This is a genomic window from Streptomyces chartreusis (assembly GCF_008704715.1).
Lineage (GTDB): Bacteria > Actinomycetota > Actinomycetes > Streptomycetales > Streptomycetaceae > Streptomyces > Streptomyces chartreusis.
On sequence record NZ_CP023689.1, the window covers coordinates 7978917 to 8000648 of the forward strand.

The 21732-nt window shown below is 70.6% G+C and carries 20 protein-coding genes and 1 pseudogene; 14 read left to right on the plus strand and 7 right to left on the minus strand.

Translation table 11 applies throughout. The features are described from left to right. The first annotated feature begins 59 nt into the window (after positions 1-59). The 8 genes and pseudogenes from CP983_RS35270 (at position 60) to CP983_RS35305 (ending at position 8120) form a co-directional block, all read left to right on the plus strand. Positions 60-1310, plus strand: a complete 1251-nt coding sequence (locus CP983_RS35270; protein ID WP_150504110.1) for an AAA family ATPase — start codon at positions 60-62, stop codon at positions 1308-1310. A gap of 2 nt (positions 1311-1312) precedes the next feature. Then, positions 1313-1775: pseudogene (locus tag CP983_RS45280) on the plus strand (TniQ family protein); the annotation flags it as partial. Between the two features lie 163 nt (positions 1776-1938). Then, positions 1939-3180, plus strand: coding sequence for a hypothetical protein (locus CP983_RS35280; protein WP_150504114.1), 1242 nt, complete (start codon positions 1939-1941; stop codon positions 3178-3180). 94 nt (positions 3181-3274) lie between these two features. Then, the gene (gene argC, locus CP983_RS35285; RefSeq protein WP_150504116.1) at positions 3275-4303 is read left to right on the plus strand and encodes an N-acetyl-gamma-glutamyl-phosphate reductase; all 1029 of its coding nucleotides are present in this window, start codon (positions 3275-3277) and stop codon (positions 4301-4303) included. After that, positions 4300-5451, plus strand: a complete 1152-nt coding sequence (argJ, locus tag CP983_RS35290) for a bifunctional glutamate N-acetyltransferase/amino-acid acetyltransferase ArgJ (protein ID WP_150504118.1) — start codon at positions 4300-4302, stop codon at positions 5449-5451. The genes argC and argJ overlap by 4 nt, the downstream gene beginning before the upstream one ends. Beyond that, a complete protein-coding gene (argB, locus tag CP983_RS35295) occupies positions 5448-6362 on the plus strand; it encodes an acetylglutamate kinase (protein ID WP_107909309.1) in 915 nt (304 codons plus the stop codon). Before argJ ends, argB begins: the two co-directional genes overlap by 4 nt. After that, positions 6359-7555 carry an acetylornithine transaminase gene (locus tag CP983_RS35300; protein WP_125524812.1) on the plus strand — a complete coding sequence of 399 codons (1197 nt, stop codon included), beginning with the start codon at positions 6359-6361 and terminating at the stop codon, positions 7553-7555. The genes argB and CP983_RS35300 overlap by 4 nt, the downstream gene beginning before the upstream one ends. 19 nt (positions 7556-7574) lie before the next feature. Next, entirely contained in the window at positions 7575-8120 is a 546-nt protein-coding gene (locus tag CP983_RS35305; protein WP_125524811.1) for an arginine repressor, read from the plus strand. Positions 8121-8198: 78 nt separating this feature from the next. On the opposite strand, the gene CP983_RS35310 is transcribed toward CP983_RS35305, so the two are convergent. The 6 genes from CP983_RS35310 to CP983_RS35335 form a co-directional block, all read right to left on the minus strand. Further along, a complete protein-coding gene (locus tag CP983_RS35310) occupies positions 8199-8939 on the minus strand; it encodes an FAD:protein FMN transferase (RefSeq protein ID WP_229914961.1) in 741 nt (246 codons plus the stop codon). Positions 8940-8994: 55 nt separating this feature from the next. Beyond that, positions 8995-9804, minus strand: a complete 810-nt coding sequence (locus CP983_RS35315; RefSeq protein WP_150504120.1) for an FMN-binding protein — start codon at positions 9802-9804, stop codon at positions 8995-8997. A gap of 37 nt (positions 9805-9841) precedes the next feature. Beyond that, the gene (locus CP983_RS35320) at positions 9842-11224 is read right to left on the minus strand and encodes a ferredoxin reductase family protein (protein WP_030960202.1); all 1383 of its coding nucleotides are present in this window, start codon (positions 11222-11224) and stop codon (positions 9842-9844) included. 114 nt (positions 11225-11338) lie between these two features. After that, on the minus strand, positions 11339-12037 hold the full coding sequence (locus CP983_RS35325; protein WP_150504122.1) for a L,D-transpeptidase family protein: 699 nt from the start codon (positions 12035-12037) through the stop codon (positions 11339-11341). Between the two features lie 3 nt (positions 12038-12040). Continuing rightward, complete coding sequence (locus tag CP983_RS35330; RefSeq protein WP_107909313.1) at positions 12041-12628, minus strand: pyridoxamine 5'-phosphate oxidase family protein; 588 nt, start codon at positions 12626-12628, stop codon at positions 12041-12043. A gap of 128 nt (positions 12629-12756) precedes the next feature. Next, complete coding sequence (locus tag CP983_RS35335) at positions 12757-13686, minus strand: hypothetical protein (RefSeq protein ID WP_150504124.1); 930 nt, start codon at positions 13684-13686, stop codon at positions 12757-12759. 274 nt (positions 13687-13960) lie between these two features. On the opposite strand from CP983_RS35335, the gene argH reads away from it, so the two are divergent. The 4 genes from argH to CP983_RS35355 all read left to right on the plus strand — a co-directional run bounded on the left by argH (position 13961) and on the right by CP983_RS35355 (position 18734). Then, positions 13961-15394: an argininosuccinate lyase gene (gene argH / locus CP983_RS35340; protein WP_150504126.1), complete on the plus strand. Its 1434-nt coding sequence runs from the start codon at positions 13961-13963 to the stop codon at positions 15392-15394. Between the two features lie 193 nt (positions 15395-15587). After that, a complete protein-coding gene (locus CP983_RS35345) occupies positions 15588-16559 on the plus strand; it encodes an aldo/keto reductase (protein WP_107909316.1) in 972 nt (323 codons plus the stop codon). A gap of 82 nt (positions 16560-16641) precedes the next feature. After that, positions 16642-17208, plus strand: a complete 567-nt coding sequence (locus tag CP983_RS35350) for a TetR/AcrR family transcriptional regulator (protein ID WP_176577801.1) — start codon at positions 16642-16644, stop codon at positions 17206-17208. Next, complete coding sequence (locus CP983_RS35355) at positions 17205-18734, plus strand: MFS transporter (protein WP_150504128.1); 1530 nt, start codon at positions 17205-17207, stop codon at positions 18732-18734. Before CP983_RS35350 ends, CP983_RS35355 begins: the two co-directional genes overlap by 4 nt. A 163-nt stretch (positions 18735-18897) precedes the next feature. Here the strand turns inward: CP983_RS35355 and CP983_RS35360 are convergent, their stop codons facing one another. Then, complete coding sequence (locus CP983_RS35360; protein ID WP_030967672.1) at positions 18898-19572, minus strand: lysophospholipid acyltransferase family protein; 675 nt, start codon at positions 19570-19572, stop codon at positions 18898-18900. A gap of 365 nt (positions 19573-19937) precedes the next feature. Here CP983_RS35360 and CP983_RS35365 point away from each other — a divergent pair, with 365 nt between their 5' ends. Both CP983_RS35365 and CP983_RS35370 read left to right on the plus strand, forming a co-directional pair. Then, positions 19938-21107 carry a glycerophosphodiester phosphodiesterase gene (locus CP983_RS35365; RefSeq protein WP_150504130.1) on the plus strand — a complete coding sequence of 390 codons (1170 nt, stop codon included), beginning with the start codon at positions 19938-19940 and terminating at the stop codon, positions 21105-21107. A 73-nt stretch (positions 21108-21180) separates the two neighbouring features. Then, a complete protein-coding gene (locus CP983_RS35370) occupies positions 21181-21690 on the plus strand; it encodes a sigma-70 family RNA polymerase sigma factor (RefSeq protein ID WP_107909471.1) in 510 nt (169 codons plus the stop codon). Positions 21691-21732 lie beyond the last annotated feature (42 nt).

Here is a 21732-nt window from a genome sequence, read left to right on the forward strand (position 1 = left end):
TTCCGATTGCCCGGCGACCAGGACGACGACCAGCCGGACGAGCAGGGCCCGGAGCCAGCATGAATACGACCGGGCCGACGGAGCTTCTTCGTCCCGGGCCGCCGCCAGTGCGGGACACCGTCGAGCGCTGGCAGAACTGGGTGGCCACCCGGACCACCTTCGTGCCCACACCGCGGCTGACGCTCGCTGGGTGGCGGCACCTGAGCCCCAAGGACAAGGCCCTGCACGATCTGCACCGCGCGGTCACCCACGCCAACCTGCCGCTGTTACAGACCCCGATGAGCCTGGCCGTCACCAAACGGCTGCGGGGACGGGTCCAGAGCAACGCGGTCAAGCAGAAGCCGACCACCTTGTCCGGCCTGATCATCACCGGCGGCGGCTATCAGGGGAAGACCGAGACGGCCTGCGAGTGCTTGGCCACGTTCGAGGAGGACTGGCTAGCCCTGCACCGCTACCTCAACCCCCAGGCCGTCCCTGGCGCCCGAGACCTCCACGTTCCCGTCGCCTACGTGCAGACACCGGTGACCGCGAAGCCCAAGAGCCTCTGCAAGGCCATCCTTCCCTTCTACGGCGCCGAGGTGAATCCGCGCTTGGACCTGCCCGATCTGATCCGTCAGGTCGCACTGTCCCTACGCGAACACGGAACGAAAGCCCTGCTGCTGGACGACATCACGAGGCTCCGCATGCACCGCGCAGATGACCAGGGCACGCTCGATTTGATCCGGGCGTTCATGAGCATGAACGTCACCCTGATCCTGGTCGGCGTCAACATCCACAGCACCGGCCTGCTGCGCGAAGGCCGTCCCGATCCGCGCACCGGCCAGGTCGCCTTCCCACCCTCCCGCCACAAGCTGGTACACGGAGAGGAAGCCACGCAGACCGAGCGGCGCTTCGACGTGGTCGAACTCGACCGCTTCCGCTACGACACCGACGCGCAGATCATGGCCTGGGCTGATCACCTCGCCGACGTCGAGGGCCACCTTCGCCTGCTCAAAGCCGAGCCGGGCATGCTCACTTCGGGCACCATGCCCGAGTACCTCTACGAGCGCACGGCCGGTGTGGTCGGCCTCCTTGAGAGGCTGGTCGAGGACGGCTGCCAGGAAGCCATCAGCTCCGGCGCCGAATACCTGACCGAGTCTCTCCTGGACGGCATTCCTATCAACCTCGGTTCCGCCGACAGCCGCGACCTGGGTGCCGGGAAGATCTCCGACATTCCCGGCCTGAAGGCGCCGCCCAAGAGCAGCAGCCGGAACCGTCCGAGGAACACCGTCCTCGACGACCAGGGTCCGGCCGCAGGGACCGGTAGCTGAGGATGCGTCCGCTGCCCCGGAGCCTTGACCCGCTGCCGGGGGAGTCCCTGCCCGGCTACGTGTTGCGGCTCGCCCACCGGCTCGATCTCGCCCCCTCTGACGTGGCCCGGCGAACCGGCCTGCTGTCGATGGCCGGCCAGGGTCTGGTCAGCCTCAGCCACCAGCTCTTGATCAACCCAGCGCCGGAGACCCTCGCCGGATTCGCCGCCGCGACCCGGCTCAGCCGCGAAGAAGCCGCCGCACTCACTCTGACCGGCCTGCGCGAGCACTACCCACCCCTGGCTCTCAGCCTCGGACAGCCCCGGGGCGCCGGATACCGTCGCCTCGACCACTGGCTTTTCACCGGCTCCCCCCCGCTACTGCCCGCAATGCCTGGCCGGAGACGGATCGGCCATCCAGCAGGCCCACGGCGGCCCCTGGGAGAAGCAATGGCACCTCGCGGTCGTCTTCGCCTGCCTTGAGCACGAGTGTTTCCTGGAACACCAGTGCCCCACCTGTCGCCGCCCCGACAGACGGCCCGCAGGCGGGCCGTTGCTGATCCGACCCGGCGCCCGCCTCCTGCACCCCGCCCAATGCCGTTTCCCCGCCCCCGACTCAGGACGCGGACCGCAGGATAGCCTGCGGAACCTTGCTCGACCTCACCGGGACGCCGATCCGGCCCAGCCGGAATCTTCTCGGCCTCCAGCGCGACCTCCTGAACCAACTCGACCCCGCCCTGTCCGGAGCCTCCACCACAGAGAGTCTGACCGACCTGCGGATGGTCATGGGCTTCATCGCCTCCTCATGGCCCCGCTCCCGTTACCTTCTGGAGCCCGACCTCCTGAACTCCGTGAACGCGTACTTCCGGGCGGGCAAGAACTCTCCAGCCGAAAGGCGCAACCGGGTGAGCGTGATGAACACGGCACCGGCAGACGCCGCGGTCTGCGGGGCGCTGATCGGCGTTGCCGACTCCATGCTGTTCGCCACGAACTCCAAGCACCGGATCATGAGCCTGTTCGAGGTCTCCTTCTACACCCACGACAGCCGCATGTCCTGGTTCCGCTTCGTCGCGCGACACCAAGGCACTTGCTCGCAGCGGCTGCGCGAGATCCTGAAGCCGCTGGTTAACGCCACTCCGGCCACTGTCGACCGGTTCGTCCCCCGCGGCCCAGGGTTCGTGCCCCACCACATTCCGGCGTTCCTGGAACAGGACTGGTACGACCGCTTCATCCGGCCCGCTGGCATCCCCCTCGATCAACGGCTAGTCCGCCGCTGCGCGGCCATCAACCTCGTTCGCCGGGCCGCCCACTGCGAGACCCGCGAGGCCGCCCTCCTCCTGGGCATCCCCATCGACAAAATCCCCGTCGGCATCGACGACGACCGCTTCTGGATCGGCGCCAAGGACGCCCCCACCGACTTCCGCATCGCCATGACCGAACTCGGCCTACACGTAGGCGAGCATCGAGACCGGCTGCCCGACTATCAACGGCGGCGGGACTCCCTGCGCGACTGGGTCCTTCCTCAAAATGACTGGGGGGAAATGACCGCCCAGCTCCCCCGGACCATCGGCAAACAGCCCGTCCTCGACGACCGCAAGCGCCAGGTTGCATCCATCTTCATCTGGACCCGTGTCACCGGCGGCGAACACCTCTTCGCTCCGCGCCCCCTCGAACATGACCAGCCTCCGCAGATTCGGCAGGCCTGGGCTACACGCCGCCCCACCACCTGGCACCAGCTCGCCGGCCGACTGGACCCCGGCCCGCACTACGCGACCCTCCGGCGACTCCTCGGCGAGTACGCCGACAACCTGACCAGGAAAATCGACGCCGACACACTCCCCGCCAACCAGCACACACGGCCCCGCCAACTCAGCCGCTCACCCGCCACCTGAAGCGCTCAGTCACAGTGGAGCGCCGTCACGGCGATCAGTGATTGCATAAAACTGCGGCGAAACGTATAGTCATGCCGTCTAGGAGGAGGATTCCATGGCGGTACGTGCGGCAGTGGCCGGAGCGAGCGGGTATGCGGGCGGGGAACTGCTGCGCCTGCTCCTGGCGCACCCCGAGGTCGAGATCGGCGCCCTGACCGGCAACTCGAACGCCGGGCAGCGACTCGGTGCGCTCCAGCCGCACCTGCTGCCGCTCGCCGACCGCGTGCTCCAGGAGACCACTCCCGAGGTGCTGGGCGGGCACGACGTCGTCTTCCTCGCCCTGCCGCACGGGCAGTCCGCGGCCGTCGCCGAGCAGCTCGGCCCGGACGCGCTGGTCGTCGACATGGGCGCCGACTTCCGGCTGAAGGACGCGGGCGACTGGGAGCGGTTCTACGGCTCCCCGCACGCCGGCACCTGGCCGTACGGCCTTCCCGAGCTGCCGGGTGCCCGCGCTGCGCTGGAGGGGTCCAAGCGCATCGCGGTGCCCGGTTGTTACCCGACCGCCGTCTCGCTCGCCCTCTTCCCGGCCTACGCCGCCTCGCTCGCCGAGCCCGAGGCCGTGATCGTCGCCGCCTCCGGCACGTCCGGCGCGGGCAAGGCGCCCAAGCCGCATCTGCTGGGCAGCGAGGTCATGGGGTCCATGACGCCGTACGGCGTCGGCGGCGGTCACCGGCACACGCCCGAGATGATCCAGAACCTCAGCGCGGCGGCGGGGGAGCGGGTCTCCGTCTCCTTCACGCCGACCCTCGCGCCCATGCCCCGCGGCATCCTCGCCACGTGCAGCGCGCAGGCCAAGGACGGTGTCACCGCCGAGTCGGTGCGCGCCGCGTACGAGAAGGCGTTCGCCGACGAGCCCTTCGTCCACCTGCTCCCCGAGGGGCAGTGGCCCGCCACGGCGTCCGTCTACGGTTCGAACGCCGTTCAGGTGCAGGTCGCGTTCGACGCCGACGCGAACCGCATCATCGCGATCAGCGCCATCGACAACCTCACCAAGGGCACGGCCGGTGGTGCCGTCCAGAGCATGAACATCGCCCTCGGGTTTCACGAGAACACCGGGCTTTCCACGATCGGAGTCGCACCGTGAGTGTCACGGCAGCAAAGGGGTTCCGGGCGGCGGGTATCGCCGCCGGGATCAAGGAGAACGGCAATCCGGACCTGGCCCTCGTGGTCAACGACGGTCCCCGCCGCGCCGCCGCGGGCGTCTTCACCTCCAACCGCGTCAAGGCCGCCCCGGTCCTGTGGTCCGAGCAGGTCCTCAGGAGCGGTCAGATCTCGGCCGTAGTGCTGAACTCCGGCGGCGCCAACGCCTGCACCGGCCCGAAGGGCTTCCAGGACACCCACGCCACCGCCGAGAAGGTCGCCGAGGTACTCGACCGCGGCGCGATCGAGGTCGCCGTCTGCTCGACGGGTCTGATCGGCGTCCTGCTCCCGATGGACAAGCTGCTGCCCGGCGTCGAGACCGCGGCCGCTTCCCTGAGCGAGCACGGCGGCGAGAAGGCCGCCATCGCCATCAAGACCACCGACACGGTCCACAAGACGTCCGTCGTCAGCAAGGACGGCTGGACCGTCGGCGGCATGGCGAAGGGCGCGGGCATGCTCGCCCCCGGCCTCGCCACCATGCTGGTCGTGCTCACCACGGACGCGGTCGTCGGGAGCGTCGATCTGGACAAGGCGCTGCGGGCCGCGACGCGTACGACCTTCGACCGCGTCGACTCCGACGGCTGCATGTCCACCAACGACACCGTGCTGCTGCTCGCCTCGGGCTCCTCCGAAGTCACCCCGGAGTACGCGGAGTTCGCCGAGGCCGTACGGGCCGTCTGCGACGACCTCGGCCAGCAGCTGATCCGGGACGCCGAGGGCGCCAGCAAGGACATCAAGGTCGAGGTGATCAACGCCGCGACCGAGGACGACGCCGTCGAGGTGGGCCGCTCCATCGCCCGCAACAACCTCCTCAAGTGCGCCATCCACGGCGAGGACCCCAACTGGGGCCGGGTGCTCTCCGCGATCGGCACGACGAAGGCCGCCTTCGAGCCGGACCGGCTCAACGTCGCCATCAACGGCGTCTGGGTCTGCAAGAACGGCGGCGTCGGCGAGGACCGCGAGAAGGTCGACATGCGCTACCGCGAGGTGCACATCGTCGCCGACCTCGCCGCGGGCTCCGACACCGCCACGATCTGGACCAACGACCTGACCGCGGATTACGTCCACGAGAACAGCGCCTACTCGTCATGACCAACGCACCCGCGCGGAAGCACACCGCGCTCCCGAAGGCCCAGATCCTCATCGAGGCGCTGCCCTGGCTGGTCCGGCACAACGGCAAGACCGTCGTCATCAAGTTCGGCGGCAACGCCATGATCGACGAGGAGCTGAAGGCCGCGTTCGCACAGGACGTGGTGTTCCTGCACCACGCCGGCCTCAAGCCCGTCGTCGTGCACGGCGGCGGCCCGCAGATCAGCGCCGCCCTCGACAAGCACGGCATCGTCAGCGAGTTCAAGGCCGGCCTGCGCGTCACCACCGAGGACGCCATGGACGTCGTACGGATGGTGCTGGCCGGACAGGTGCAGCGCGAGCTCGTCGGCCTGCTCAACCAGCACGGCCCGCTCGCCGTCGGCCTGACCGGCGAGGACGCCCACACCATCACCGCCACCCGGCACCGGCCCGAGATCGACGGCGAGCTCGTCGACATCGGACGGGTCGGCGAGATCACCGACATCGACACGGGCGCGATCGAGGCCCTGCTGGCCGACGGCCGTATCCCGGTCGTCTCGTCGATCGCCCGGAGCCAGGACGACGGACATGTCTACAACGTCAATGCTGATACGGCGGCTGCGGCACTCGCTGCTGCTCTTGGCGCCGAAACCCTCATGGTCCTCACGGACGTCGAGGGCCTCTACGAGGACTGGCCCAACAGCGACGAGGTGATCAGCCGCCTCACCGCTTCCCAACTGGAGAAGCTGCTGCCGGAGCTGAGCTCCGGAATGGTGCCGAAGATGGAGGGCTGTCTGCATGCCGTCCGGGGCGGCGTGACCACCGCCCGCGTCATCGACGGCCGGGTCCAGCACTCGATCCTGCTGGAGATCTTCACCGACGAGGGAATCGGCACGATGGTCGTGCCGGACGCGCCAGAGGGGGACGCCGAATGACCGTCAATCAGGAGTACGCCCAGCGGTGGCAGGGCTCGCTGATGAACAACTACGGCACCCCGCGGCTCCCTCTCGTGCGCGGCGAGGGCCTGAAGGTCTGGGACGCCGACGGCAGGCAGTACCTCGACTTCGTCGGCGGCATCGCCACCAACGCGCTCGGCCATGCCCACCCGGCGATCGTCGACGCCGTGAGCAGGCAGATCGCGTCCCTCGGCCACATCTCCAACTTCTTCATGGCCGAGCCGACCGTCGCCCTCGCCGAACGGCTCCTCCAGCTCTTCGGCCGGGACGGCAAGGTCTTCTTCTGCAACTCCGGCGCCGAGGCCAACGAGGCCGCGTTCAAGATCGGCCGGCTGACCGGGCGGACCCACATGGTCGCCACCGACGGCGGCTTCCACGGCCGCACCATGGGCGCCCTCGCCCTCACCGGCCAGCCCGCCAAGCAGGACCCGTTCCTGCCGCTGCCGGGCGACGTCACCCACGTGCCCTACGGCGACGCGCAGGCGCTGGCCGCGGCCGTCACCGAGGAGACGGCCCTGGTGATCATCGAGCCCATCCAGGGCGAGAACGGCGTCGTGGTCCCGCCGGCCGGCTACCTCAAGGCGGCACGGGCGATCACCGCCGCCACCGGTGCGCTGCTGGTCCTGGACGAGGTGCAGACCGGCACCGGGCGCACCGGGCACTGGTTCGCCTACCAGGCCAGCGAGGGCGTCCTGCCGGACGTCGTCACCCTCGCCAAGCAGCTCGGCGGCGGGCTGCCGCTGGGCGCGACGGTCGCGTTCGGCCGGGCGGCGGAGCTGCTCCAGCCCGGTCACCACGGGACGACCTTCGGGGGAAACCCCGTCGCGTGCGCCGCTGGTCTGGCCGTGCTGGACACCATCGCGAACGAGGGGTTGCTGGAGAACGTCAAGCAGCAGAGCGAGAAGTTGCGCGACGGAATCGACGCTCTCGATCACCGGTTGATCGATTATGTCCGGGGTGCGGGCCTGCTCCTGGGTATCGTGCTCACCGAGCCGCTCGCCGCCAAGGTGCAGCAGGTGGCTCAGGACGCCGGATTCCTGGTGAACGCGCCCGCCCCCGATGTCGTACGGCTCATGCCGCCGCTGAACCTCGGGGACGACGAAGTGGAGGCGCTTCTTCAGGCCCTTCCCGGCATCCTGGACGGGGCCGACACGGCCGACGGGGACGCATGATCCGGAGAATGGGACGACGATGAGTCAGGCGCAGGACCACGAGCACAACGGGGTCGCAGGGCCTGCCGTGCCACAGACCCGCACCGCCCGCCACCGCCGGATCGTGGACATCCTCAACCGGATGCCGGTGCGGTCGCAGAGCCAGCTGGCGAAGCTGCTCGCCGACGACGGGCTGAGCGTCACTCAGGCGACGCTCTCCCGGGACCTCGACGAGCTGAACGCCGTGAAGATCCGCAACAACGACGGCGACCTCATCTACGCGGTGCCGAGCGAGGGTGGTTTCAGGACCCCCCGTGCGCCGCTGGGCGAGTCGGCGAAGGAGGAGCGGATGCGGCGGCTGTCGCAGGAGCTGCTGATCTCCGCGGAGGCCTCGGCGAATCTCGTGGTCCTGCGTACCCCTCCGGGGGCCGCGCAGTTCCTGGCCTCGTCCATCGACCAGGCCGAGCTGCACGACATTCTGGGGACGATCGCCGGTGACGACACGTTGCTGCTGATCAGCCGGAACCCCACGGGGGGTCAGGCTCTCGCCGATCACTTGCTGCGGTTGGCTCAGAACGGGCACTGAGGGGGCGGCGGGTGCGCTGCCGACCACGGGTGCGTCGGGGCTGATCGCGCAGTTCCCCGCGCCCCTGGGTGGGACCGGTCACCCGAGTCGAGCCGCCAGGCCCCCCGTGCACCGCACCTCGTCGCCCGCCGTGATCAGCAGGGCCTCCACGTCCGGGAGCGACTCCAGCCAGGTCAGGCCCTCGCGTGAACCCATCGCGAAGGCTGCCGTCGCCCAGCAGTCCGCCCAGGTGAGCCGGGGGGCCACCACCGTCACGGCCACCAGGTCCGTCACCGCGGAGCGGCCCGTGCGGGGGTCGACGATGTGGGCGCCGCGTTCCGCCGTGCCGGAGGTGGCCACCGCCAGTTCGTTCAGGCCGGCGGCGGAGATCACCGCTGCCAGGCCGCCGGGGCGAAGCGGGTCGGACACGCCGACGCGCCAGGGGCGTTGGGGGCCCGGTGTGCCCAGGAGCTGGACGTCGCCGCCGCCGTTGACGCTGACGCCGGTCACGCCCGGGACGTCCGCCAGGCGGCGCGCCGCCCGCTCGACCGACCAGCCCTTGACGATGCCGGTCGGGTCGAAACGGCCCTCGTAGGTCGTGCTGAACCAGCCCTCGCTGAGCCGCTCCGCCTCGGCGCCCAGGTCCAGGACCTCGGTCACCTCCGGGTCGCACTCGTCGATGGTCAGCTCCCCGCGCGCCAGCCGGCAGATCTGGCTGCCGTCGCGATACGTGCTGAACACCTCGTCGACCCGGTGCAGCCCCGCGACCGCCTCCTCCAGCGCCGACCGCACGGCATCGGGATCCCCGCCGCGGACGTCGAAGGAGACGACCGTCCCCATGACCTCCTCCGCCCGACGTACCGCGGCGGGAGCCTGTGTCGGTTCCACCACCGTGTCAGCCACCGGCCTGGTCCAGCGCCGACTGGAGCGACTCCTTGTAGCCGGCGCTGGTGTAGGTGGCCCCGGAGACCGCGTCGATGTCGGCACTGCCGGCGGTCACGGCCGCCTGGTTGAGCTTGGGCACGGCGTTCGCGGTGATCTGGTCGCTCTGCCCGCCCTTGGGCGCCTGCACCGTCTCGGCCTGGGTGATCTTCCCGCCGGTGACCGTGATCCGGACCTGGACCGCGCCGTACTGGGTCTGCGCGACGCTGCCGGTGACGGTCTTGGCCTGCGCGGCGCCCGAACCCTGCGAACCGGAGCCCTCTGAGCCGGCGCCCTGCGAACCCGAGCCCTGTGAACCCGAGCCCTGTGAAGAGCCGCCGGCCGCCTTCGCCTTGTCGATCGCCGACTGGAGGGATTCCTTGTAGCCGGCGCTGGTGTAGGTGGCCCCGGACACCGCGTCGATGTCGGCGCCCTGCGCGGCGACGACCGCCTGGTTCAGCTTCGGTACGGCGTTCGCGGTGATCTGGTCGCTCTGCCCGCCCTTGGGCGCCTGGACGGCCTCGGCCCGGGTGATCTTCCCGTTGCTCACGGTCAGCCGCACCTGCACGGCGCCGTACTGCGTCTGCGCCGCCTCACCGGTGACCGTGCCGGACCCGGCCGCCTGGGCGCCGCCCTGGGCCGAGGCCGCCGGCGGTGCGCCGACGCCCGCCGCCTGCGCGGAACCCGGGTCGGACGCCGGCTTCAGCGACAGCAGCAGCACGATCCCGGACACGGTGGCGGCTCCGGCAAGCACGACACGCCGGATGGGGTGACTCTTCCTCATGGCTTCTACAGCTCCTGAAGTCTTGAAGTCCCGTCGCTCACATCTCGAACGACTCGTGATGGATGCGGCGGGCAGGCACACCCGCGTCGCGCAGTGCTTCGTAGACGGACTGTGCGAAGCCGGTCGGCCCGCACATGAACACGTCGTGCTTGTCGATGTCGGGGAGCTTCTGCTGCAACCGCTCCGCCGAGATGTCGGGCCGCTCGCCGTCGGGGCTGTTGACGGCGTACATCAGCCGGGCCCCGCGCTCGTCGGCGATCTTCGCCAGCTCGTCCCACAGCGCCAGGTCCTGGGTGCTGTTGGCCCGGTAGAGCAGGGTGATGTCGCCGGACGCGCCCGGCAGCGTCTCGAACAGGGCCCGCATCGGTGTGATGCCGACGCCGCCCGCCACCAGCAGCACCTTGCCCCGGCTGCGGCGCTGGGCGGTCATGGCGCCGTACGGACCCTCGGCCCACACCTTGGTGCCGGGCTTCAGATCCCGCAGGCGGGAGGTGTGGTCGCCGATCGCCTTCACGGTGATCCGCAGCATGTCGGGGCGGGGCGCCGCCGACAGGGAGTACGGGTGGGAGCTGAACCGCATGCCCGGCGCCTTGAACCGCCAGCGGAAGAACTGCCCGGCCTCCGCGCCCATCCGGTGCAGCTTGCGCCCCCCGATCAGCACCGACACGATGCCCGGCGTCTCCTCGATGACCGCCTCGACGTACATCCGGTGCCGCAGGTTCAGACGGATCGGGGTGATCACGCGGTACCAGAGCACGGCCGCGGTCACCGCGCCGTACAGCCCGTACCAGAAGGTCTTCGCGGTGGGCTCGACGGCGAACTCGTTGCCGGTGGTGATCTGGTGCCAGAACGTCAGGAACACCGCGGCGTACGTCAGCAGGTGCACGTGGTACCAGGTGTCGTACGGGATCCGGCGGCGGATGCCCCCGATGGAGATGAGCGCGATGAAGAACAGCAGACCGGTGCCGATGGCCGCCTTGCCCATGTCCGGCAGGGTGTTGACCGAGTCGATCGTCTGCTGGACGATGCCGCCCAGCGTCTTGCCGGCCTGGAGCGCGTAGCCCCACATGATCAGGAAGACGTGCGCGATGACCAGGCAGACCGTGTAGCGGCCGCTCATCGCGTGCCAGCGTGCGACCCGGTCCGAGCCCACCCGCCGCTCCAGCGCGGGCACCCGCGCCATCTGGAGCACCACGAGCGCCATCAGGTAGCCGGCGAGCAGACCGGTGATCCGGCCCGCGGCGATGATCTTGGCGGTGTTGTCCGCGAGGGACGGGGTGTTGTCCCACCACAGCCACAGCACGGCGGCGGCGCCCGCCCATAGGGCGATCACCAGCGGAACGGCCGGGGAGCGGCGCGGTCGGATGCGGCGCATCGTCTGGCGTCGGGCGGCACGGCCGCCCGCGATCGTGGTGGTCACGGTTCCTCCGGGGACGGGAGCAAGGGGGGTGGCGTGGTCCCTTGGCCCTGAGATACGTGCGGGGAGGTCCGTGTGTTCAGCGGTGGTTGTTCGGTGGTGGTGGTCCTGTGCCGGTCAGTACCGGGTGATCGCCGTGGTGCCGCCCGCCGTGCCGATCGCGATGTGCGGCCGGCGCTTCGGCTCGGCCCACTTCAGGATCCGCCGCATCGCGTCCCGCGACACCGACACACAACCGGCCGTCGCCCCGCGCCCCTTCACATGGAGGAAGATCCCGGCGCCGCGCCCCTTCACCGGACGGTCGTAGTTGAAGCCGATGACGAGCGCGTGCGCGTACGGCGCCCCGTAGGAGATCAGGTGCTCGGACTCGGAGGCCCGGCAGTCACGGGCCCGCGGCTCGCTCCACCGGTTGTAGGCACGGGAGCCGTTGTCCTGGCACCACCAGGAGCCCTGGTGCACACGGCGGTACCTGTACGTCGTCCCGCGCGGTACCTTCTCGATGCCGAAGGCGTACGGCAGCCCGTACAGCCCCGTCGGTGTCGTGTTCGTGCCCTGCCTGCGCTTCGTGCCCCGGACGAGCCCCTTCGCGCCGAACCGGGCCGACGCCGAACCGGCCTTCACCCAGCGCCCGCCGGCCCGGTTCCACCAGGTCACCGTCCCCGACGTCGAGCCGGCCCGCGCCGCGACGGCGGTGATCAGCTGGCTGCCGCCCCCGGTGTCGGCCATACGCGCGGGCAGCGGCCGCGGTCCCTCACCCGGCGCGGCGCCGAGCACGAGGAGGGACGCGGAAGCGAGGGCGACGACACCGGGGCGCATGGCTCAGAAGCTAGACGGAGGCAGCGGCAACGGCACGCCGGGTAGGCCATCCAGGCTGGTCGCGATGTAGTCCTTCTTGGCGAAGTACGCGCTGAGGGACTCGTCGTCCTCCCGGGCGAACCGCTTGCCGTGCAGATCGCGGTCCTCGTCGTACGTCATCAGGGGGACCGCGTAGCCGCAGGAGTCGCGGATGTGATCGGCCCGCACCAGGATGATCGCGCGCAGCCCGTGCAGCGACGGGTCGATGTCGGGGAAGTGCCCGAGCAGTTCCTTGAACCGGGGGTCGTCGCGGAAGACCGCCTCGCCCCGGCCGTGCACCCGCACGATGTTCGGCGGGCCCTGGAAGGCGCACCACATGAGGGTGATACGGCCGTTCTCCCGCAGATGCGCGATGGTCTCGGCGTTGGAGCCGGCGAAGTCGAGGTAGGCCAGCGTGAGTTCGTCGAGGATCACGAACGAGCCCTTGAGGCCCTTGGGGGAGAGATTGACCGTGCCGTCGGCGGACAGCGGAGCGGTCGCGGTGAAGAAGAGCGGCTGCTCCTCGATGAACGTGCGCAGCCGGCCGTCTATGCGTTCATAAGTTTTTCCCACGTCAACCGATTATGGACGGGGATCGTTCGCCTGTCTAAGGAATTGTGGCGTCCAGTTGACGTCCAGTTGGCGTTACCAGGGCCGCCCCGGCCGGCGTGCCAACGGGGCGGCCCTGGCTGCCTGTCACGTCACCGGGTGAGCGTGCAGGCGGCGAACGCCTCCAGCCCTTCGGGCTTCGCGGCCGCGCGGCCGATGGCGGTCTCGATGCGGTTGAGGGTGGCGATGCGCTTGTCCTCCAGGGGGCCGAGGATGGCGTTCTGGACGAAGTTGGGTCCGCCTTGTCCGACGGTGTCGACGAGGCGCTGGTTGGCCTCGTCGATCTGGGTCTGGAGCAGTGCGATGTTCCGGTCGACCTCGGCCTGTGCGGAAGCCGGGATCGCGGGCAGCTCACCGGTCACGTCCGGGCAGCCGATCCGCCCGACGCCGGCATTGCCCGCGTCGCCGCCGGCGCCCTCGCCCGCGTCACCCGCGTTGCCCGCGTCGCCCGCCGCCGTCTCGCTCGGCGTGGCCCCGGCCTCCTCGCCCGCACCGGCGCCCGCCTCCTCACCGGCACCTGCTCCAGCACCGGCCCCGGCCCCGGCCTCCTCTCCCGCGCCCGCCTCCGCGCCGCCTCCGGCGTTCAGGGAGCAGGCGGCGAACGCCTCCAGTCCCTCGGGCTTCGCGGCCGCGCGGCCGATGGCGGTCTCGATGCGGTTGAGGGTGGCGATGCGCTTGTCCTCCAGGGGGCCGAGGATGGCGTTCTGGACGAAGTTGGGTCCGCCCTGGCCGACGGTGTCGACGAGTCGCTGGTCGGCCTCGTCGATCTGGGTCTGGAGCAGTGCGATGTTCCGGTCGACCTCGGCCTGTGCGGACGCAGGGATCGCGGGCAGCTGACCGGTCACGTCCGGGCAGGAGATGGTGCCGGGCCCGGCGAGCGTGCGGGCGTTCGTACCAGCGTTCCGGGACGTCTCCCCGGCGAGGGCGAACCCGGCGATGACCGTGCCGGACAGCGCCACCGCGGCGGCGCCGCCGATGAACGCGACGCGACGCTTGTTGTACTTCGGAAGAGCCCTGGACATGCGGATGCCTCACTCGGGTTCGGGGGTGTCGTCGGTTGCGAACGCGGCGCCTGCGTCCGGCGAGAAGTACGGGTAAGCGGTTTCTCGCGTTCAAAGAGCACACCGGAATTTCCACCGCACCCGACCCGAATTGACGAATCATGCGGCCCTCTGCATACTCATGCATGTCAATGCATGGTGAGCGTGCTGAGTGCGCACTAGCCTGACGACCGCCTCCCCGTTTCACGCCACGGGGAGGCGGTGCCACACCCAGACCTCCCGAGGAGCGCAGCGAGTGAGCAGCAACAGCGGTGACGTACGGCTCTGGGGCGGCCGTTTCGCCGACGGTCCCGCCGAGGCCCTGGCCAAGCTGTCCGCGTCCGTCCACTTCGACTGGCGGCTGGCGCCGTACGACATCGCCGGCTCCCGCGCCCACGCGCGCGTGCTGCACAAGGCGGGGCTCCTCACGCAGGACGAACTGACCCGGATGATCGAGGGCCTCGACCGGCTCGAAGCGGACGTGGCCTCCGGCGAGTTCGTCGGCACGATCGCCGACGAGGACGTCCACACCGCCCTGGAGCGGGGCCTGCTGGAGCGCCTCGGCCCGGACCTGGGCGGCAAGCTGCGCGCGGGCCGGTCCCGCAACGACCAGGTCGCGACCCTCTTCCGGATGTACCTCCGGGACCACGCCCGTATCGTCGGCGGCCTGATCGCCGACCTCCAGGACGCACTCGTCGGCCTCGCGGAGGCCCACCCGGACGTGGCCATGCCCGGCCGCACCCACCTGCAGCACGCCCAGCCGGTGCTCTTCGCCCACCACGTCCTCGCGCACGTGCAGTCGCTGGCCCGGGACGCCGAGCGGCTGCGCCAGTGGGACGAGCGCACGGCCGTCTCGCCGTACGGCTCGGGCGCGCTCGCCGGCTCCTCCCTCGGTCTGGACCCGGAGGCGGTGGCGAAGGACCTCGGCTTCGAGCACGGGTCCGCCGCCAACTCGATCGACGGCACGGCCTCGCGTGACTTCGTCGCGGAGTTCGCCTTCATCACCGCGATGATCGGTGTGAACCTCTCCCGGATCGCCGAGGAGGTCATCATCTGGAACACGAAGGAGTTCTCCTTCGTGACCCTGCACGACGCGTTCTCCACGGGCTCGTCGATCATGCCGCAGAAGAAGAACCCGGACATCGCGGAGCTGGCGCGCGGCAAGTCCGGCCGGCTGATCGGCAACCTCACGGGCCTCATGGCCACGCTCAAGGCGCTGCCCCTCGCCTACAACCGTGACCTTCAGGAGGACAAGGAGCCGGTCTTCGACTCCTGCGACCAGCTGGAGGTCCTGCTCCCCGCCTTCACCGGCATGATGGCGACCCTCACCGTCAACCGCGAGCGCATGGAGGAGCTGGCCCCGGCCGGCTTCTCCCTCGCCACCGACATCGCCGAGTGGCTGGTCAAGCAGGGCGTCCCCTTCCGGGTCGCCCACGAGGTCGCCGGCGAGTGCGTGAAGGTCGCCGAGGCCGAGGGCAAGGAACTGGACGGCCTGACGGACGAGCAGTTCGCGAAGATCTCCGCCCACCTGACGCCGGAGGTGCGCACGGTCCTCAATGTGCCGGGTGCCCTGGCCTCCAGGAACGGCCGCGGCGGCACGGCACCGAGCGCGGTGGCGGTCCAGCTGGCCGAGGTGAAGCAGGACGTGGCGGGGCAGCACGTCTGGGCGAACGCCAAGCGGCAGAGCTGATCCAACGCCGCCGATCTCCGCGCCCGGAGGGGTGCGGGGCTGTATCGATGTGCGGCTCCGCCGCGTGGGCGCGACAAGCCACGACGAGCCCGCACTCGCCGAATCACCGCGCGAGCCGAGCTCCGATTGCCGGGGGCATCGCGGGGTACGTTGATCGGAATCCGGTACCGGAGCCGACCGAACGGAGCCCGCGATGCCCTTCGCCCGACTGGCGACAGCAACCACCCCGACCTGCCACATCGGGCTCGGCCTCGCCGCGGTCGGCCGCCCCGGCTACATCAACCTCGGCCGGGAGACCGACCTCGGGGACGACCGCAGCGTCGAATCGCTGCGCACCCGAACCCATGAACTCCTCGACGCCGCCTACGCCCAGGGCGTCCGCTACTTCGACGTCGCCCGCTCCTACGGGCGCTCGGAGGAGTTCCTCGCCGACTGGCTCAATGCCCGCCCCGCGTTCGACGACATCGTCGTGGGCAGCAAGTGGGGCTACACCTACACCGCGGACTGGACGACCGACGCCGACAAGCACGAGGTCAAGGACCACGGTCTGCGGACCTACGAGCGTCAGCGCGCCGAGTCCGACGAGCTCCTCGGCGACCGTCTCGACCTCTACCAGATCCACTCGGTGACCCCGGACAGCCCCGCCCTCACCGACAAGGACCTCCACGCGAGGCTCGCCGAGGCGGCGGCCGCCGGCCTCACCGTCGGCTTCTCCACCAGCGGCCCCGCCCAGGCCGACGCCATCCGTGCCGCCCTCGCGGTGACGGTCGACGGCGAGCCCCTCTTCCGTACCGTCCAGTCGACGTACAACGCCCTGGAGACCTCGGCCGCGCCCGCGCTCGCCGAGGCGCACGACGCCGGGCTCACCGTGATCGTCAAGGAGGGCATGGCCAACGGGCGGCTCGCGGACCCGTACGCGCCGGACGCGCTCAAGGCTGTGGCCGAGGAAGTCTCCCTGGGCTGCGACGCCGTCGCGCTCGCCCTGATCCTGCGCGAGCCCTGGGCAGGCGTGGTCCTCTCCGGTGCCGCGACGACCGTCCAGCTCGTGTCCAACCTGCACGCCGCCGCCGTGGACCTCGACGAGGCCCAGCTGGAGCGGCTCGCCGGGCTGGTCGAGGAGCCGGGCGCGTACTGGGAGCGGCGCGGGCAGCTGCCCTGGCACTGACGTAGAACCCCGTTGATCAGCGGCGTGAGCCACGCATGCCTAATGTGAGACACCAATGTCTCACATGCGCTACTCTTGTCTCATGGCCGTCGATCGTGATCATGTGCTGCGCACCGCCGCGGCCCTGCTGACCCGCAAAGCCACCGCGACCATGGACGAGGTCGCCAAGGCCGCCGGGATCAGCCGCGCCACCCTGCACCGGCACTTCGCCGGGCGTGACGCGCTGGTGCGGGCCCTGGAGTCGCTCGGCATCGCCGAGTGCGAGGCCGCGCTGGACGCCGCCCGCCCGGACGAGGGGCCGGCACGGGACGCCGTGCACCGGCTGGTCCGCGAGATCGAGCCCTCGGCCGGACTGCTCGCCTTCCTCTACACGGAGAACCAGCTGTTCGAGGGCGAGGAGCAGAACGCGGGCTGGGCCCGCATCGACGAACGCATCGCCGCGCTCTTCCGACGCGGCCAGCAGAGCGGCGAGTTCCGTATCGACCTCAGCGCTGTCTGGCTCACCGAGGCGCTCTACGGCCTGCTCGGCTCCGGAGCCTGGGCGGTCGCCGAGGGCCGGGTCGCCCGCAACGACTTCACGCACATGATCGTCGAGCTGCTGCTCGGCGGCGCACTGCGTCACCCCGCACAACCGAGAGAGGAATCATGACCAGCACCGTGCAGACGGCGAACCCGACCGAGGCGGTGACGAAGCGCCCCGGCCGTTGGCTGGCGCTGTCCGTCCTCGTGCTCGCCGTGCTGCTGGTGGCCGTCGACGCGACCGTCCTCGGCCTTGCGACGCCCTACATCAGCGAGGACCTGAAGCCCTCCGGCACGCAGCTCCTGTGGATAGGCGACGTCTACTCCTTCGTGATCGCCGGTCTGCTCGTCTCCATGGGCAGCCTCGGCGACCGCATCGGCCGTAAGCGGATCCTGCTCGTCGGCGCCACGGCGTTCGGCGCGATATCCGTCCTCAACGCGTATGCGACGACCCCGGAGATGCTGATCGTCGCCCGGGCCCTGCTCGGTGTCGCGGGCGCGACCCTGATGCCGGCGACCCTCGCCCTGATCCGCAACCTCTTCCACGACCCGCGCGAGCGCAGCCTCGCCATCGGCATCTGGGGCGCGACCGCGTCCGCGGGTACCGCCGTCGGCCCGATCGTCGGCGGCTTCCTGCTCGAACACTTCTGGTGGGGCTCGGTCTTCCTGATCAACCTGCCGGTGATGGTGGTCCTGGTCCTCGTCGGCATCAAGCTGCTGCCCGAGTCCCGCAACCCGAGCCCCGGACCGTGGGACCTGATCAGCGTCACCCTGTCGCTCGTCGGCATGATCGCTGTCGTGTACGCCGTCAAGGAGGCGGCGACCCATGGCTTCACCTTGGTCACGCTCGCCGCGGGCCTGCTGGGCGCGGCCGCACTGTACGGCTTCGTACGCCGCCAGCTCACCCTGCCGGCCCCGCTGCTGGACATGCGGCTGTTCCGCAGGCGCGGCTTCAGCGGCGCGGTCCTGGCCGACCTGCTGACCATCCTCGGCCTGTCCGGCCTGGTCTTCTTCCTCTCCCAGTTCCTGCAACTCGTGCAGGGCAGGGGGCCGTTGGAGGCGGGCCTCGCCGAGCTGCCGGCCGCGATCGGCGCGGTCGTGGCCGGTCTGATCGCCGGTCGTGTGGCCCGCCGCTTCTCGGTACGGGCCGTGGTCTCCGGCGGTCTCGCGGCGATCGGCCTCGCCCTGGCCGTGCTCACGGTGATCGACGGCTCGACGGGCTACCCGCTGCTCGGCACCGCTCTCCTCGTCGTCGGCATCGGCGCCGGCTTCTCCTTCACGGTGACGTCCGACGTGATCCTCTCCTCCGTACCGAAGGAGCAGGCGGGCGCGGCCTCGGCGGTGTCGGAGACGGCGTACGAGCTGGGCGCGGCGCTCGGCATCGCGGTCCTCGGCTCGATCGTGACCGGCGTCTACCGGGACTTCACCGGCCCGGCGGGCACCCCGCCCGAGGCCCACGAGTCCCTCGGCGGCGCGGTCGAGGCGGCGGCGGGCATGCCGGCCCAGTCGTCCGAGGCGATGCTCGACGCGGCCCGCACCTCATTCGTCGACGGCCTGGCGATCGCGGCGGGCGCAGGCGCGGCAGTACTGCTGGCAGCAGCGGTGGCGGCCTGGTTCCTGCTCAGGGGCCAGCGCCTGGAGAACACCGCGTCGTAGCGAAGTACGCGAACGGCGGGCCGCCAAAGGAGCGGCCCGCCGACCGGGCGACCCACCTGAGCGGCGCCCCATAGGGGCGCGGGGAACCGCGCGACAAACCACAACGGACCCGCACCCGACCGACATTCGCCGGCCCCACGAACCCCCGGCCCAACCAGCGGAGCTACGCCGCTTCCTTGGCCTTGCTCGCGTACATGTCCACGTACTCCTGCCCCGACAGCCGCATGACCTCCGCCATCACGGAGTCGGTCACCGCCCGCAGCACGTACCGGTCCCGGTCCATGCCCTCGTACCGGGAGAACTCCATGGCCTCGCCGAACCGCACCGTCACCTTGCGCGGCCGCGGCATGCCCGCCCCGCCCGGCTGGATCTTGTCCGTGCCGATCATGGCGAAGGGCACCACCGGCGCGCCGGTCATCAGCGTCAGCCGGGCGATGCCGGTACGGCCCCGGTAGAGCCGCCCGTCGGGTGAGCGCGTGCCCTCGGGGTAGATGCCGAAGACCTTGCCCTCCTCCAGGATCCGGCGCCCCGTCATCAGCGCCGCCACACCGCCCCGGCCGCCGTCCCGGTCCACCGGGATCATGCCGACGCCGGTGAAGAACCAGGCCATCAGGCGGCCTTTGAAGCCCTTGCCGGTGACGTACTCGTCCTTGCCGATGAACAGCACCTGACGGTCGCAGACCAGCGGAAGGATCATCGAGTCGATGAAGGTGAGGTGGTTTCCGGCCAGGATGACCGGGCCGTCGCCCGGAATGTGCTCGGCGCCCTCCACCTGCGGGCGGAACATCAGGCGCATGATCGGTCCGAGCACTGCCTTGATGAGCGCGAAGCGGGACAACGGGCCCTCCGGTGTCAAGGGATTCGTATATGTCTGTGCAGGTGAGGACGATACTCGCGGTCCAGGGGGTACCGCACATCGGGTGGGCCGACTTCACCGAGGTCTTACTCGCCGTTGACGCACTTTTACCTGCGGTGACGCGACGCCGACCCTCCGTAACACGGGCGCAACGTGTGACGGACATCGCTCACGGGCACCCTGTGCGGGTGCCCCGCGGGCCCGCGTCGAATCCGACGCGTCGTCACCTCGCCTTTCTCATGCGACATCCGGAGTCCCCCGCGAGTTACGCCCCAGGTCTCCCCCCTGTCATGGACGCGCACCTACGATCGGCCCGCATCGACGAGGAGAAGGCAGGAAGGGCGCTCATGGGAACCCAGGAGAACGAGCAGACGGCGGTAACCGGACGGCGGATGCTTCTCGGCGCGGCCGTGCTCGGCGCGGGCAGCGCGGTCCTCGGGCTGTCCGGTACGGCGAAGGCCGCGGAGGCCCGGCACGGAGGCGGTGGCGGTGGAGTGAAGAGCCTGCCGAAGCCGACGATCATCGGCCACCGGGGCGCCAGCGGCTACCGGCCCGAGCACACCCTCGGCTCCTACCAGCTGGCCCTCGACATGGGCGCGGACATCGTCGAGGCGGGCGACCTGGTGCCCACCAAGGACGGCCATCTGGTCTGCCGGCACGAGCCGGAGATCGGCGGCACGACCGACGTCGCGGACCACCCCGAGTTCGCCGACCGCAGGAAGACGAAGTCCCTCGACGGCGTCGCCACGACCGGCTGGTTCACCGAGGACTTCACGCTCGCCGAGCTGAAGACCCTGCGCGCGACCGAGCGCATCCCGGCCAACCGCCCGCACAACACCCTCTACAACGGCCGCTGGGGGATCCCCACCTTCGAGGAGGTCCTGCGCTGGCAGGACGAGCAGACCCGCAAGCGCGGCAAGCAGGTCTGGATCTACCCCGAGCTCAAGCACCCCACCTACTTCCGCAAGCAGGGCCTCGCCCTGGAGGAGCGGGTCGCCAAGGTGCTGCACAAGTACGGCCGCGACAGGCGGAACTCGCCGGTCATCCTCCAGTCCTTCGAGCCGACCAGCATCCAGCGTCTGAACAAGCTGGTCGACAACCCGCTGGTGGTCCTGCTCTCCGGCGCGGCCTCCCGCCCCTGGGACTTCGTCGAGACGGGCGACCCGCGCACCGTCGCCGACCTGGTCAAGCCGGCCGGCCTCAGGGAGATCGCCTCCTACGCCCAGGGCATCGGCCCCACCCTGGACCTGGTCATCCCGAAGGACGCGGCCGGCAACCTCACCACGCCGACCACGCTGGTGGCGGACGCGCACAAGGTCGGGCTGATCCTGCACCCGTACACGATGCGCAACGAGAACCCCTTCCTGCCCGCGAACTTCCGCAAGGGCACCGACGCGGACGCCTACGGCGACGTCTTCGGCGCCTACCGGACGTACTTCGCGACCGGCATCGACGGTGTCTTCACCGACAACCCCGACACCGGAGTGCTGGCCCGCGAGGACTTCGTCAACGGCTGAGCCTTTCGCCCCGATTGGGGTGACCGCCGGCCGCCCGGGCAACCTCCGCCCGGGCGGCCGCGTCGTGCCGGATATGAGGGACGACCTGGTTTCCGCCCTGCGCCCGCTGCTCGTCGCGGAGGCCCGTGCCGAGGCACCCGCCTCCGGAGCGGAGCCGGGCGACCTGGAACAGGCGGTCTGGCTCCGCCTCCTGGAACGCCTCGACTCCGACGGCCCGCCCGCCGATCCGCACCGCTGGCTGCGCAGCGCCGTCCGCTTCGAGGCCCGCCGCAGCCGCCGTACGACGAGGCGCGAGCGGCCGTACGAGAACGAGCCCGCCGCCGACACCGATCGCCACGACCCCGAGCACCTCGCCCTGGCCGCCGCCCGGCACCGGGCGCTGCGCGACGCGGTCCGCCGGCTGCCCGGCCGTTGCCCCCGTCTCATGGAGGCGCTGCTCTCGCCGAACGACCTGACATACCGGGAAATCGCGGGGGAGTTGGGTATCTCACAGGGCAGTCTCGGCCCGGAACGTTCCAGATGCCTGGGATGTCTGCGCCGATTGCTCACGCCGGAGGTTGCGGCCCGCAGTGCGCGGGGATAGGAGTGGGGGACAACAGGCGATCAGGTGAGCGGGAGGCGTGCG